The organism is Labrys sp. Lb11 (assembly GCF_057554225.1).
This window is the reverse complement of record NZ_BAAJOT010000007.1, coordinates 398,022-411,297: the sequence shown is the minus strand read 5'-3', so window position 1 is coordinate 411,297 and position 13,276 is coordinate 398,022. Positions and strand designations below refer to the sequence as shown.

The window sequence follows — 13,276 nt, the reverse complement described above, 5'->3', positions numbered from 1 at the left end:
TCACGCGGCCTGCCTTGCCACGCCCGGCAGCAGCCCGGCCTCGATCCGGTCGGCGAGGGCGCCGGAGCGCACGAGCGCCGAGGCGCGTTCGATGTCGGGCGCGAAATGCCGGTCGTCCTCCAGGTGCGGCACGTCGGCGCGCAGCAGCGCCCGCGCCTGCTCCAGCCGGGCGCTGGAGGCGAGGGGGGCGTGGAAGTCGCAGCCCTGCGCCGCGGCGAGCAGCTCGATGCCGATGACGTGGGCGGCGTTCTCCGCCATGGGCAGCAGCCGGCGGGCGCCGTGCGCCGCCATGGAGACATGGTCCTCCTGGTTGGCCGAGGTCGGGATCGAGTCGACGCTGGCCGGATAGGCGCGCTGCTTGTTCTCCGACACCAGGGCCGCGGCGGTCACCTGCGGGATCATGAAGCCGGAATTCAGCCCGGGCTTCGGCGCCAGGAAGGCCGGCAGGCCGGAGAGGGCGGGGTCGACCAGCATGGCGACGCGCCGCTCGGCCAGCGAGCCGATCTCGCAGATCGCCATGGCGATCATGTCGGCGGCGAAGGCCACCGGCTCGGCGTGGAAATTGCCGCCGGAGATGACCTCGCCCTGCGCCGGGAACACCAGCGGATTGTCGGAGACGCCGTTCGCCTCGATCGCCAGCGTGTCGGCGGCCTGGCGCAGGAGGTCGAGGCAGGCGCCCATCACCTGCGGCTGGCAGCGCAGGCAATAGGGGTCCTGGACGCGCTCGTCGTCGACGAGGTGCGAGGCGCGGATGGCGCTGCCGGCCATCAGGCCGCGCAGGGCGGCGGCGACCTCGGCCTGGCCGCGATGGCGGCGCACCGCATGGACGCGCGGGTCGAACGGCCCGTCGGAGCCGCGGGCCGCGTCGGTCGACAGCGCCCCGGTGACCAGCGCCGCCTGGAAGACGCGCTCGGCCTCGAACAGGCCGGCGAGCGCCAGGCTGGTGGAGACCTGCGTGCCGTTGAGCAGCGCCAGCCCCTCCTTCGGGCCGAGCACCAGCGGCTCGAGGCCGGCACCGGCGAGCGCCGCCTCGGCCGGCACCGTGCGGCCCTCGACGAAGAAGGCGCCGACGCCCATCAGCGCCGCCGTCATGTGCGCCAGCGGGGCGAGGTCGCCCGAGGCGCCGACCGAGCCCTGGCCGGGGATGACGGGCACGAGCCCGCGCTCCAGGCAGGCGGCGAGATGCTCGATCGTCGACCAGCGTACGCCGGAGGCGCCCTGCGCCAGGCTGGCCAGCTTCAGGGCCATGATCAGCCGCACCACCGGCACGGGCAGCGGCTCGCCGACGCCGGCGGCGTGGGACAGCACGATGTTGCGCTGCAGGGTGGCGAGGTCGGCCTCCTGGATGCGCACGCTCGCCAGCTTGCCGAAGCCGGTGTTGATGCCGTAGACGGGCGCGCCCTTGGCGATGATCTCTTCGATCGTCCGGGCAGCGGCCTCCACCGCCGGCCGGCAGGCCGGGTCGAGCGTCGCCTCGGCGCCGAAATAGACGGCGCGCCAGGTGTCCAGCGACACGGTTCCGGGTTGAAGCTGCAAGGCGATGGTCATCGTCCTCTCCAGATGCGGTGTGAAAGCGGGTTGAAGCCGATGCGGTAGACCAGCTCGGCCGGGCGCTCGACGTCCCAGACGGCCAGGTCGCACCACTTGCCGGCGGTGAGCGTGCCGACCTCGCCGAGACGGCCGAGGGCGCGGGCGGCCTCGCGCGTCACGCCGGCGAGGCATTCGTCGACCGTGAGGCGGAACAGCGTCGCCGCCATGTTCATCGTGGTCAGCAGCGAGGTGATCGGCGAGGTGCCGGGGTTGCAGTCGGTCGCGACCGCGATCCTGGCGCCGTGGCGGCGAAGTGCCTCGACCGGCGGCAGTTGCGTCTCGCGCAGCACGTAATAGGCGCCGGGCAGCAGCACTGCCACCGTGCCGGCCGCGGCCATCGCCGCGGCGCCGTCCTCGTCGGTGTATTCGAGGTGGTCGGCCGAAAGGGCACCGTGCTCGGCGGCGAGGCGGGCGCCGTTGAGGTTGGAGAGCTGGTCGGCATGCAGCTTGACCGGCAGGCCGAGCTCCCCGGCTGCGGCGAAGACCCGGGCGATTTCCTGCGGCGAGAAGGCGATGCCCTCGCAGAAGCCGTCGACGGCGTCGACCAGCCCGGCATGGGCCAGCGCCGGCATGACCTCGCGGCAGACGCGGTCGAGATAGCCGGCCCGGTCGTTCCTGGACTCGGGCGGCAGGGCGTGAGCGCCGAGATAGGTGGTGGTGACGGTGACGGGGCGTTCGCTGCCGAGCAGGCGCGCGGCGGCGAGCATGCGCCGCTCGGCCTCGAAGTCGAGGCCGTAGCCGGACTTGATCTCGACCGTGGTCACGCCCTCGGCGATCAGTGCGTCGAGCCGCGGCAGGGCCGAGGCGACCAGCTCGGCCTCGCTGGCCTCCCGGGTCGCCCGCACGGTCGACACGATGCCGCCGCCGGCCCGGGCGATTTCCTCGTAGCTCGCGCCGGCGAGCCGCATCTCGAATTCCAGCGCCCGGTCGCCGCCATGGACGAGGTGGGTGTGGCAGTCGATCAGGCCGGGCGTCACCCAGCGGCCTTCCAGGTCGACGGTCCGGGCCGGCCTGAGGTCGCCGGGCAGCTCGCTCTCCGGTCCGACCCAGGCGATGCGCCCGTCCTCGGCGGCGATCGCTCCCTGTTCGATCACGCCGAGCCCGGGCCTGTCGGCTTCGAGCGTGGCGAGGCGGGCGTTGCGCCAGAGCGTGTCCATGGCAGTCTCCTCGAACGGTCAGTGCGGGCGCCGCGGCGGGACGCGGCGGATGAACCCGCAGAGCAGGTCCATGTCGTCGGCCAGCGGCCGGTCGTCGGCATAGGCGGCGACCACGGCGCGCAGCGCTCGGTAGAGCGCGTCCGTGCCGGGGGCGCGGGCGGCCGGGCCCGGCTGCAGGTCGTAGGCCTGCGCCGCCGCCATCAGCTCGATCGCCAGGATACGCTCGGCATTCCCGATGATCGACAGCGCCTTGCAGGCTGCCGGCGTGGCATGGGCGAGGTGGTCTTCCTGCAGGCCGGAGGTGATGCCGCCGTCGAGGCTGGCGGGCGCCGCCAGGCGCCGGTTCTCGGCGACCAGCGACACCGCTGTGTACTGCGCGATCATGAAGCCGGAGGCGGCGCCGCCGGGCGCGGCCAGGAAGGCGGGCAGGCCGCTGACATGCGGGTTGACCAGCCGGTCGAGCCGCCGCTCGGCCATGGCGGCGACCTCGGCGACGGCGATGGCGAGCGAATCCATCGCCAGGCCGACGGCCGGGCCGACCGCATGGGCGGCCGAATAGACCTCGGGCGCCTCCGGCGTGCCGGCGAGGATCGGGTTGTCGGTGACGGAAGCGAGCTCGCGGTCGACCACGGCCGCGGCCTCGGCGAAGACGTCGCGGGCGGCGCCGTGCACGTGCGGCACGGCGCGCAGGCTGAGCGCATCCTGGGTGCGCGCGCCGGCGGCGGCGGCCAGGATCGGGCTGCCGGCGAGATAGGCGCGCAGCGTCCGGCCGACGGCCTCCAGGCCCGGCGAGACGCGTAGCGCCAGCGCTTCCGGATCGAAGGCGCGGGCCTGGCCGTGCAGGGTCTCGAAGCTCATCGCCGCCGCGGCGTCGGCCCAGTCCAGCACCCGGGCGGCGCGGGCGAGCGCCAGGGCGGCAAGGCCGGTGGCGCAGGGCGTGCCGTTGACCAGACTGAGCCCTTCCTTGGCCTCCAGAACCAGCGGCGGCAGGCCGAGGCGCTCCAGCGCCTCGCCGCCGGTCAGGATGTCCTCGCCCGCGCGGGCACGGCCCTCGCCGATCAGCACCAGGGCGATATGGGCCATGTGGGTGAGATAGCCGACCGAGCCGCGCGAGGGCACCAGCGGCAGGACGTCGGCGGCGAGCAGCGCCAGCAGGTGGTCGACCACAGCCGGCCGGACGCCGGAGCGGCCATGGGCGAAGTTGTTGACCTGCGCCGTGATGATGGCGCGCGTCTCGGCGGCGCCGAGCGGCTCGCCGATGCCGCAGGCGTGGCTCATCAGGAGGTTGCGCGACAGGCGCCGCTGCTGCGGCCGGTCGACGACCACGTCGGACAGGGCGCCGACACCGGTGTTGACGCCATAGGCGCGGATGCCGCGCGCGACGATGCTCTCGACGATGGCGCGTGCCGTCTCGATGCGCGGCCGGGCGCCGGCGGCGAGCCGGAGCTCGGCGCCCTCGGCGACGGCGGCGACCTCGCTCCAGCGCATCGGGGCATCGAGGACGATCGGCGGCATGGCGCGCTGCACCTGCTGGTCGGCCATGGTCTACTTGCCGAAGCCGGAGACGAACTGGCGGAAGCGCTCCGACTTCAGCTCGCCGAAGACCTCCTGCGGCGTGCCCTCGGTCTCGACCAGGCCCTGGTGCAGGAACATCACGCGGCTGGAGACGTTGCGGGCAAAGCTCATCTCGTGGGTGACGACCAGCATGGTGCGGCCCTCTTCGGCAAGCTGGCGCATGACGCGCAGAACCTCGCCGACCAGCTCGGGGTCGAGGGCCGAGGTCGGCTCATCGAACAGCATCACCTTGGGCTGCATGGCAAGCGCCCGGGCGATGGCGGCGCGCTGCTGCTGGCCGCCGGAGAGGTGCGCGGGGTAGTGGTGGCGCTTGTCGGCGATGCCGACCTTGGCCAGCAGCGACTCGGCCAGCTCAGTCGCCTCCTTGCGCGGGCGCTTGAGCACGTGCACCGGCCCCTCGATCAGGTTCTCCAGGATGGTCATGTGCGACCAGAGATTGAAGCTCTGGAACACCATGCCGAGCTCGGAGCGGATGCGGTCGACCTGGCGGCGGTCGCTCGGCTCGTAGCGGCCGTCGCGGCGCCGGTGCATGGCGATGGTCTCGCCGGCCACGGTGATCTCGCCCTCGTCCGGCGTCTCCAGGAGGTTGATCGAGCGCAGGAACGTGCTTTTGCCCGAGCCGCTGGAGCCGAGAATCGAGATGACGTCGCCCTCATGCGCATCCAGCGAGATGCCCTTGAGCACCTGCAGGGCGCCGAAGCTCTTCTTGATGTTGCGGACCGAGAGCGCCGGCGTCGCGGCGCTGGCGGTCGAGGCCGAAGGACCGGTCATGGGACATCTCCAAGGCTCTTGGCCGGGACGGTGGCGATGGCGGGGCCGGCGGGCTGCGGCGGCGCGCGCAGATGCGGCGACAGGCGGTGCTCGATCAGGCCGATCAGCCGCACGAGGATGAAGTTGAGGACGAGATAGATCGCCGCCGCGCAGAGGAAGACCTCCATGGTGCGATAGGTCTGGGAGATGATGCGCTGGGCCACGCCCGTCACTTCCCAGACCGTGACCAGGCTGGCAAGCGCGGTGGACTTCACCATCAGCACGATCTCGGTCGAGTAGCTCGGCAGGAGCTGGCGCAGGGCGATCGGCGCGATGATCCGGCGCAGCAGCAGGAAGCCCGACATGCCGCAGGCCCGGGCCGCCTCGATCTCGCGCGGCGGCACGGCGAGCAGGCCGCCGCGGAAGATCTCGGCGGTGTAGCCGGCGGTGCACAGTGCCAGAGAGATCACGGCGCAGGCGAAGGGCTCGCGCAGCATCGGCCAGAAGATGCTGGCGCGGACCGCGCTGAACTGCCCGAGCCCGTAATAGAGCAGAAACATCTGGATCAGCAGCGGCGAGCCGCGGAAGACGAAGACATAGGCCCGGGCGAAGCGCTCCAGCGGGGCGATGCCGCTGACGCGCATCCAGACGATGCCGGCCGCCAGGATGGCGCCGATCAGCACGGATAGGGCGAACAGCCCGAGCGTGGTGGGCACGACGGCAAGGAGCTTGCCCAGGGTCTCGGCGAGGAAGGCGACATCCATGGCTGCCTCCTCAAGCCCGGCCGATGCCGCCGCGGAAGCTGCGGTTCACCCGGCGTTCGGCCACGCCGAAGACGCGGTCGGACATCGAGGTGAGGACGAGGTAGAGCGCGCCGCCGACGATATAGAACAGGAAATATTGCCGGGTCGAGCCGGCAGCGAGCTGGCTGGTGCGCATCAGCTCGGCGAGGCCGGTGACCGAGACCAGCGCCGAGTCCTTGAGGGAGAGCTGCCAGACATTGCCCAGGCCCGGCAGGGCGAAGCGCATCACCTGCGGGGCGATGATGCGGCGAAAGCGCAGCAGCTTGTGCATGCCGATCGCCCGCGCCGCCTCGATCTCGCCGCGCGACACCGCCAGATAGGCGCCGCGATAGACCTCCGCCTGGTAGGAACCGGAGATCACCCCGACCGCCAGCGCGCCGGCCAGGAACGAGGGCAGGCCGAGGAAGCCCTCGATGCCGAAGGCTTGGCCGATGCTGGTGACGGCGTGGGAGCCACCGAAATAGACGAGATAGATGACCAGGAGCTCGGGCACGCCGCGGAACAGGGTGGTGTAGGCGTCGCCGGCGAGGCGCGCGAGGCGGTTCTGCGAGAGCTTGCCCCAGGCGACCAGCGAGCCCAGCGCCGCGCCGATGGCGAGCGCGGCCAGGGTGACGGCGAGGGTCATCAGCGCAGCGATCAGCAACAGCCCGGTCCAGCCGCTGAAGCCGGATCGCAGGAGATCGACGAGGGTCATGCAGGACGTCTCCCCAAGGATGGCGCGAAGGCGGGCCGTGCCGGGGGGCGGCGGGTGGCCGGCCACGGGATGCGGCCCGGCGCTGCCGCCAGGGCCGGAGGGAGGCTCCCGGCGTTGCCGGGGCTCCCGTCCTGGCCGGGGCGAGCGCGGGACGATCCCGGGGCGGGCGGAGCGCCGCCGTCCCCGCGTGTCAGTCTCGCCTCACTTGGGCGAGACGTCGACCTTGAACCACTTCTCGGACAGCTTCTTGACCGTGCCGTCGGCCAGCGCCGCCTTGATCGCCGGGTCGAGGATCGCCTTCAGCTCGGGGTCGGACTGGCGCAGGCCGAGGCCCTCGCCCTCGCCCCAGATCGGGCCGACGATCGCCGGGCCGGTGAAGGCGAGGTCGGCGTTGTCGGCCTTGGAGAAGGCGGAGAGGAAATAGGTCTCGTCGTCGAAGCCGGCGTCGATGCGGCCGGCGACCATGTCGAGATCGCGCTCGGCCGAGGTCTTGTATTCGCGGACCGTCGCGACGTCGCCGAAATTGTCGTAGACGTACTTGGCGTAGATGGTCGCGGCCTGGATGCCGATGGTCTTGCCGGTGAGGGCGGTGCGCAGCGCCTCGCTCGCCTTCTTCTGCTCGGCGGCGTCGAGGGTGAGGCGGACGGTGGTGCCGGTGCCGGCGAGGTTGGCGAGCGGGCCGCTCTTCAGCGCGGCGAAGCCGGCGGGCGTGGCGGCGTAGGGCGTGGTGAAGGCGATGACCTTCTTGCGCTCGTCGGTGATCGACAGAGCGTCCATGATCACGTCGAACTTGCCGGCATTGAGCGCGGCGATCATGCCGTCCCATTCCTGGGTGATCAGCTTGCACTCGATCTTGGCGCGGCCGCAGACGTCCTGGATCAGCTCGGGCTCGAAGCCGCCGAGCGAGCCGTCGGGGTTGGTCAGGTTCCAGGGCTCATAGGCGCCCTCGAGCGCGATGGTGATCGACTTCCATTCCTTCGCCTGGGCGAGCGGCACGGCGACAAGCGTGGCCAGCGCCGCGACGCCGGCGAGGACGAGACGGGGCATGTTCATATCGGTCTTCCCTCCGTGTTCGGTCCCTGTCGGACCTTCTTTCAAGCTTTGGCGAGGCTGGCGAGCACGCCGCGGAAGGCGCGGTCGATCTCGTCCTCCTGCTCGTGCCGGCCGTCGCGGATCCGCCAGCGGCCGGCGACCATGACGTCGCGCACGGCGCGGTCGCCGATCGCAAACAGCCAGCGGTCGAGGATGCGGTCACCGGTGGCGGCCTCGATGTATGGATCGGTGCCGTCGAGCACGACCAGGCTGGCGAGGTAACCGGGGGCGATGGCGCCGAGCTTCTGGCCGAGCGCCTGGGCACCGCCGGCGAGCGTCGCCCCGGCCAGGGTGCGCCCGACCGAGGTGCCGGGGCCGCCGACCAGGCGGTTGCGGCGGCGGTCGCGCAGGCGCTGGCCGTATTCGAGCAGGCGCAGCTCCTCGGCGACGCCGGTGGCGACATGGCTGTCGGTGCCGATGCCGTAGCGCCCGCCGGCGGCGGCGAAGGCGACCGCCGGGAAGATGCCGTCGCCGAGATTGGCTTCGGTCGCCGGGCAGAGCCCGGCCACGGCGCCGGAACGGGCGAGGCGGGCCGTCTCCCCGGCGTCGACATGGGTGGCGTGGATCAGGCACCAGCCCCGGTCGACCGGCATCTCGTCGAGCAGCCATTCGACCGGCCGCCGCCCGGACCAGGCGAGGCAGTCGGCCACCTCCTTCTCCTGCTCGGCGACGTGGATATGGATGGCGGCGGCGGTGCCGGCAGCGGCGAGGATCGCCTGCATCTCGGCCGGCGTGGCGGCGCGCAGCGAATGGAAGGCATAGCCGAGCGTGGCGCCGGCCGCGTCGCAGGCCGGGCGCAGCGCCGCCATGAGCTTCAGGAAGGCGTCGACGTCGTGCAGGAAGCGGCGCTGGCCGGGGCCGGCCGGCGCCCCCCCGAAATTGCCGTGGGCATAGAAGACCGGCAGCAAGGTGAGGCCGATGCCGGTGCGGCCGGCGGCGGCAAGGATGCGCTTGGACATCTCGGCCGGATCGGCATAGGCGCGGCCGTCGGTGTCGTGGTGCAAGTAATGGAACTCGGCGACGGCGCCGTAGCCGCCCTTGAGCATCTCGACATAGAGGCGGGCCGCGATCGCCTCGACCTCGTCGGGCGAGAGGCGCAGCACCGTGCGGTACATCTCCTCGCGCCAGGTCCAGAAGCTGTCGTCGCCGGCGCCGGCGACCTCGGCCAGGCCCGCCATGGCGCGCTGGAAGGCGTGGGAATGCAGGTTCGGCATGGCCGGCACCACGGGACCCGCCGCCGATTCGGCGCCGTCGCGCGGCGCGGCGGTCCTCACGCCCTCGATCGTCCCGTCCGCAGCGATGTCGATGGCGACATTTTCGGCCCAGCCGTCCGGCAAAAGGGCTCTTTCGGCGTAGAGACAACGGGGGGTAGAGTGTGTCATTGTCTGTAGCGGCTGGTCTAGTTGTACATACAAGAATGATAGCCGAATCCACGATGGATGCAAGCGGTCGCGACAATGATTCGTTCAAAATCCCGAAGCGAGGCGGAGAAGGGCGGCATGGGGGCGGAGGAAGTGGACGTCGGGCAGGCGGCTGTGGCCCTGGGCGGCGGGGATGCGCCGCTCTATGCCGGCGTCAAGCGGATGATCCTGGCTCGCATCCATAGCGGCGAGTGGCCGCCGCGCCACCGCATTCCCTCGGAGAACGAGCTGGTGGCCGAGCTCGGCGTCAGCCGCATGACCGTCAACCGGGCCCTGCGCGAGCTGGCGCTGGAGGGCAGCCTGGTGCGCATCCAGGGGCTGGGATCCTTCGTCGCCGACGGCAAGGGGCAGTCGAGCATCTTCGAGGTCAAGAACATCGCCGAGGAGATTGCCGAGCGCGGACATGTCCATTCGGCAAAGGTCGTGATCCTCGACGAGGTCCGGGCGTCGCCGGAGGTGGCGGATGCCTTGAACTGCGAGATCGGCGATCTCGTCTATCATTCAATCATCATTCATTCCGAGAACGACATCCCGGTCCAGCTCGAGGAGCGCTACGTCAATCCGGATGTGGCGCCGGACTATATCCGCCAGGATTTCACCCGGGTGACGCCCAATCTCTTCCTGAGCGGCGTGACCGCCTGGACCGAGGCCGAGCATGAGGTGGAGGCGGTGCTGCCGGCGGCCTGGGAGGCCCGCCTCCTGGCCATGAGCCGCACCGATCCGTGCATCGCCATGCGGCGGCGGACCTTCGCGGGCGACCGTGTCGTCACCTCGGTGCGGCTGCTCATTCCCGGCGGACGCTATCGGCTGCAGAGTCGCCAGCTCGCCGGCCGATCATGAGAGGCCGGTGTTTGCGTCGAGATTGACAAGGTGGCTTGGATTTGCATAACTTGTATATGCAAGTCAGGGAGCCCCATCAATGCTGACCAACACGCGCTATCGCGACATCGACATTCGTGCTCCGCGCGGCACGACGCTCCGGGCCAAGAGCTGGCTCACCGAAGCGCCGATGCGCATGCTGATGAACAATCTCGACCCGGACGTCGCCGAGAACCCGAAGGAGCTCGTGGTCTATGGCGGCATCGGCCGGGCCGCCCGCGACTGGCAGTGCTACGACGTCATCGTCAAGACGCTGGAGCGGCTGGAGAACGACGAGACGCTGCTGGTGCAGTCGGGCAAGCCGGTCGGCGTGTTCAAGACCCATGCCGACGCGCCGCGCGTACTGATCGCCAACTCCAACCTGGTGCCGCACTGGGCGACCTGGGAGAAGTTCAACGCCCTCGATGCCGAAGGCCTGATGATGTACGGCCAGATGACGGCCGGCTCCTGGATCTATATCGGCTCGCAGGGCATCGTGCAGGGCACCTATGAGACCTTCGTCGAGGCCGGCCGGCGCCATTATGGCGGGAGCCTCGCCGGACGCTGGGTGCTGACCGCGGGCCTCGGCGGCATGGGCGGCGCCCAGCCTCTCGCCGCCACCATGGCCGGCGCCGTCTCGCTCAACATCGAATGCCAGCAGTCGCGCATCGATTTCCGCCTGCGCAGCCGCTATCTCGACAAGCAGGCCGCCTCGCTCGACGAGGCTCTGGCCGAGGTCGCCGGGCATTGCGCCCGCAAGGAGGCCGTCTCGATCGGCCTGCTCGGCAACGCCGCCGAGATCGTGCCCGAGCTGGTGCGCCGCGGCATCCGCCCCGACCTCGTCACCGACCAGACCTCGGCCCACGACCCGCTCAACGGCTACCTGCCGGCCGGCTGGACCTGGGAGGAATACCGCGAGCGCGCCCGCACCGAGCCGGCCGCGGTCACCGCCGCCGCCAAGGCCTCGATGAAGGTGCATGTGCGCGCCATGCTCGACTTCCACGCCCAGGGCGTGCCGGTGTTCGACTACGGCAACAACATCCGCCAGATGGCGCTGGAGGAGGGCGAACTCCAGGCCTTCGACTTCCCCGGCTTCGTGCCCGCCTATATCCGCCCGCTGTTCTGCCGCGGCATCGGCCCGTTCCGCTGGGCGGCGCTCTCGGGCGACCCGGAGGACATCTACCGCACCGACGCCAAGGTCAAGGAGCTGATCCCCGACGACGCGCATCTGCACAACTGGCTCGACATGGCCAAGAAGCGCATCTCCTTCCAGGGCCTGCCGGCACGCATCTGCTGGGTCGGCCTCGGCCGCCGGGCGCTGCTGGGCCTGGCCTTCAACGAGATGGTGCGCAAGGGCGAGCTCTCCGCCCCGGTGGTGATCGGCCGCGACCACCTCGATTCCGGCTCGGTCGCCTCGCCCAACCGCGAGACCGAATCCATGCGCGACGGCTCGGACGCGGTGTCGGACTGGCCGCTGCTCAACGCCCTGCTCAACACCGCCTCGGGCGCGACCTGGGTGTCGCTGCACCACGGCGGCGGCGTCGGCATGGGCTTCTCGCAGCATTCGGGCATGGTCATCGTCTGCGACGGTTCGGAAGACGCCGACCGCCGGCTGAAGCGGGTGCTGACCAACGACCCGGCCACCGGCGTGATGCGCCATGCCGATGCCGGCTACGACATCGCCATCGAGTGCGCCCGCGAGCAGGGCCTCGACCTGCCGATGCTGGCGCGCTGACGCCGATGCCGGTCCGGCACCTGACGGCGGGCGACTACACGGCGATGCCCTGGCGCAACGGCAAGGGCGTCACCGTCGAGCTCGCCCGCGAGGACGACGCCTCCGGCGCGATGCTGTGGCGCGTCTCGCAGGCCGACGTGGTCGAGGGCGGCGTCTTCTCGCACTTTCCCGGCATCGACCGGACTCTGACCCTGACCCACGGCCCCGGCTTCGACCTTGATTTCGGCGGCCACGGTCGGGTCGCGCCGCTGGAGATGCTGGCGCCCGTCGCCTTCTCCGGCGACTGGGACACGCGGGCCGAGAATGTGCGCGGCCCCTCGCGCGACCTCAACGTCATGACGGCACGGGGCCGGGTGGCGGCGACGGTGACGATCCTCGACGCCGCCGCCGCCTTCGACGTCGCCGAACGGGTGCTGCTGCTGGCGCTCGCCGGCGACTGGACGGCGGACTGCGGCGCCGAGCATCATCGGATCGGCGAGGGCGACCTCCTGATCCTGCCCGAGCCGGGGCGGGTCGAACTCGCCGGCTGGGGTGTCCTGGCTCGGATCGACCTCAGGGCGTATCGTCGGTGACCGGAAGGTGGCCAGCCATAGTGGGAGGCGGGATGGGCAGGACGGAGCTTGGTGCCGAACGCCTCGAGCAACTGGCAAAGCTCACGACCCTCCCGGACGACCGGACCGACATTCCCGAGGCGCCTGCCGGGAACTGGACTCTCGCACGGCGAGGCGAGCCAGTTTCGTGCAACCACCCTGTGGGCGAGACGGCTCCATGACGGACTTGGCGCGACGCCTGCGTCTTCCCTCCCCCTTGCGGGGAGGGATAAAGAGTGGGGGTTGTGCAGGATAGGACGAGCCCCATGTCCACGACCCCCATCCCTTACCCTTCCCCGCAAGGGGAAGGGATCGGTCGACGTCGCGCCTGGAGCCGGCCAGCTCTCAGTCCCTGTCCGGCGCGCCGAGCGGGAAGAGCGGGCGGTAGGGCCGGCCCCCGTCCACCGCCCGGGCGAAGGACGGCCGGGCGAGCAGGCGCCGGCGATAGGCGTGGACGTTGCCGAACTCCGCCGATATCGGGTGGGTCCAGTCGGCATAGAACAGCGCCGGCGCCGCGGCGCAATCGGCCAGGCTGAAGGCCTCGCCCGCCGCCCATTCGCGCCCCTGCATGTGGCCGTCGAGCCAGCGATAGGCGGTGTCGAGCATCGTCCGCGCCTCGGCGACGCCATAGGCGTCGCGGGCCTCGGCGGGACGGATGGCGTCGAACACGATCTTCTGCTGCGGCGTCGAGACGTAGTTGTCGAAGAAGCGGTCCATGGTGCGCACCTCGAGCGCGGCGCCGGGATCCTCGGGGATCAGCCGCACCCGGCCGGGATGATGCACGCCGAGATGCTCGATGATGATGCTCGCCTCCATCACGGCGCGGCCGTCGTCGACCATCACGGGAAAGCGCCGGATCGGCCAGAGCGCCGCGAACTCGGACAGCACCTCGGGATGATCGGGCGCGAGCATCAGGAACTCGAAGGGAATGTCGTTCTCGTAGAACGCGATCAGCGCCTTCTGGCAGTAGGAGGAGAAGGGGTGGGCGTAGAGCTTGATGGTCATGTCGGC

General features: G+C 71.1%; 12 protein-coding genes. 3 read left to right on the top strand and 9 right to left on the bottom strand.

Annotated elements, in window-relative coordinates; translation table 11 throughout:
- The 8 genes from hutH to hutF all read right to left on the bottom strand — a co-directional run bounded on the left by hutH (position 1) and on the right by hutF (position 9,043).
- Entirely contained in the window at positions 1-1,548 is a 1,548-nt protein-coding gene (gene hutH / locus AC27L4_RS26870) for a histidine ammonia-lyase (protein ID WP_487145639.1), read from the bottom strand.
- The gene (hutI, locus tag AC27L4_RS26865; RefSeq protein WP_487145638.1) at positions 1,545-2,747 is read right to left on the bottom strand and encodes an imidazolonepropionase; all 1,203 of its coding nucleotides are present in this window, start codon (positions 2,745-2,747) and stop codon (positions 1,545-1,547) included. Before hutI ends, hutH begins: the two co-directional genes overlap by 4 nt.
- Before the next feature lie 18 nt (positions 2,748-2,765).
- Positions 2,766-4,262 (bottom strand): HAL/PAL/TAL family ammonia-lyase, encoded by a 1,497-nt coding sequence (locus AC27L4_RS26860; RefSeq protein ID WP_487145679.1) that lies wholly within the window; start codon positions 4,260-4,262, stop codon positions 2,766-2,768.
- A gap of 30 nt (positions 4,263-4,292) precedes the next feature.
- Positions 4,293-5,093, bottom strand: a complete 801-nt coding sequence (locus AC27L4_RS26855) for an ABC transporter ATP-binding protein (RefSeq protein ID WP_487145637.1) — start codon at positions 5,091-5,093, stop codon at positions 4,293-4,295.
- A complete protein-coding gene (locus AC27L4_RS26850) occupies positions 5,090-5,836 on the bottom strand; it encodes an ABC transporter permease (protein ID WP_487145636.1) in 747 nt (248 codons plus the stop codon). Before AC27L4_RS26850 ends, AC27L4_RS26855 begins: the two co-directional genes overlap by 4 nt.
- 10 nt (positions 5,837-5,846) lie before the next feature.
- Complete coding sequence (locus AC27L4_RS26845) at positions 5,847-6,569, bottom strand: ABC transporter permease (RefSeq protein WP_487145635.1); 723 nt, start codon at positions 6,567-6,569, stop codon at positions 5,847-5,849.
- A gap of 201 nt (positions 6,570-6,770) precedes the next feature.
- Positions 6,771-7,622, bottom strand: coding sequence for a transporter substrate-binding domain-containing protein (locus tag AC27L4_RS26840; RefSeq protein ID WP_487145634.1), 852 nt, complete (start codon positions 7,620-7,622; stop codon positions 6,771-6,773).
- Positions 7,623-7,663: 41 nt separating this feature from the next.
- Positions 7,664-9,043, bottom strand: a complete 1,380-nt coding sequence (gene hutF / locus AC27L4_RS26835) for a formimidoylglutamate deiminase (RefSeq protein ID WP_487145633.1) — start codon at positions 9,041-9,043, stop codon at positions 7,664-7,666.
- A 117-nt stretch (positions 9,044-9,160) separates the two neighbouring features.
- On the opposite strand from hutF, the gene hutC reads away from it, so the two are divergent.
- From hutC to AC27L4_RS26820, 3 genes are all read left to right on the top strand, one after another.
- Entirely contained in the window at positions 9,161-9,922 is a 762-nt protein-coding gene (gene hutC, locus AC27L4_RS26830) for a histidine utilization transcriptional repressor HutC (RefSeq protein ID WP_487145678.1), read from the top strand.
- A gap of 79 nt (positions 9,923-10,001) precedes the next feature.
- Positions 10,002-11,675 (top strand): urocanate hydratase, encoded by a 1,674-nt coding sequence (gene hutU / locus AC27L4_RS26825; protein ID WP_487145632.1) that lies wholly within the window; start codon positions 10,002-10,004, stop codon positions 11,673-11,675.
- Between the two features lie 5 nt (positions 11,676-11,680).
- Positions 11,681-12,247, top strand: coding sequence for a HutD/Ves family protein (locus AC27L4_RS26820; RefSeq protein WP_487145631.1), 567 nt, complete (start codon positions 11,681-11,683; stop codon positions 12,245-12,247).
- A 363-nt stretch (positions 12,248-12,610) separates the two neighbouring features.
- On the opposite strand, the gene AC27L4_RS26815 is transcribed toward AC27L4_RS26820, so the two are convergent.
- Positions 12,611-13,270: a glutathione S-transferase family protein gene (locus AC27L4_RS26815; RefSeq protein WP_487145630.1), complete on the bottom strand. Its 660-nt coding sequence runs from the start codon at positions 13,268-13,270 to the stop codon at positions 12,611-12,613.
- Positions 13,271-13,276: the final 6 nt, after the last annotated feature.

Excerpts from the sequence above, each read along its gene's own strand:
- AC27L4_RS26815 (WP_487145630.1), bottom strand. The coding sequence starts at position 13,270 with ATGACCATCAAGCTCTACGCCCACCCCTTCTCCTCCTACTGCCAGAAG.
- AC27L4_RS26845 (WP_487145635.1), bottom strand. The coding sequence starts at position 6,569 with ATGACCCTCGTCGATCTCCTGCGATCCGGCTTCAGCGGCTGGACCGGG.
- hutU (WP_487145632.1), top strand. The coding sequence starts at position 10,002 with ATGCTGACCAACACGCGCTATCGCGACATCGACATTCGTGCTCCGCGC.
- AC27L4_RS26860 (WP_487145679.1), bottom strand. The coding sequence starts at position 4,262 with ATGCCGCCGATCGTCCTCGATGCCCCGATGCGCTGGAGCGAGGTCGCC.
- hutC (WP_487145678.1), top strand. The coding sequence starts at position 9,161 with ATGGGGGCGGAGGAAGTGGACGTCGGGCAGGCGGCTGTGGCCCTGGGC.
- AC27L4_RS26850 (WP_487145636.1), bottom strand. The coding sequence starts at position 5,836 with ATGGATGTCGCCTTCCTCGCCGAGACCCTGGGCAAGCTCCTTGCCGTC.
- AC27L4_RS26840 (WP_487145634.1), bottom strand. The coding sequence starts at position 7,622 with ATGAACATGCCCCGTCTCGTCCTCGCCGGCGTCGCGGCGCTGGCCACG.
- hutI (WP_487145638.1), bottom strand. The coding sequence starts at position 2,747 with ATGGACACGCTCTGGCGCAACGCCCGCCTCGCCACGCTCGAAGCCGAC.
- hutF (WP_487145633.1), bottom strand. The coding sequence starts at position 9,043 with ATGACACACTCTACCCCCCGTTGTCTCTACGCCGAAAGAGCCCTTTTG.
- AC27L4_RS26855 (WP_487145637.1), bottom strand. The coding sequence starts at position 5,093 with ATGACCGGTCCTTCGGCCTCGACCGCCAGCGCCGCGACGCCGGCGCTC.
- hutH (WP_487145639.1), bottom strand. The coding sequence starts at position 1,548 with ATGACCATCGCCTTGCAGCTTCAACCCGGAACCGTGTCGCTGGACACC.
- AC27L4_RS26820 (WP_487145631.1), top strand. The coding sequence starts at position 11,681 with ATGCCGGTCCGGCACCTGACGGCGGGCGACTACACGGCGATGCCCTGG.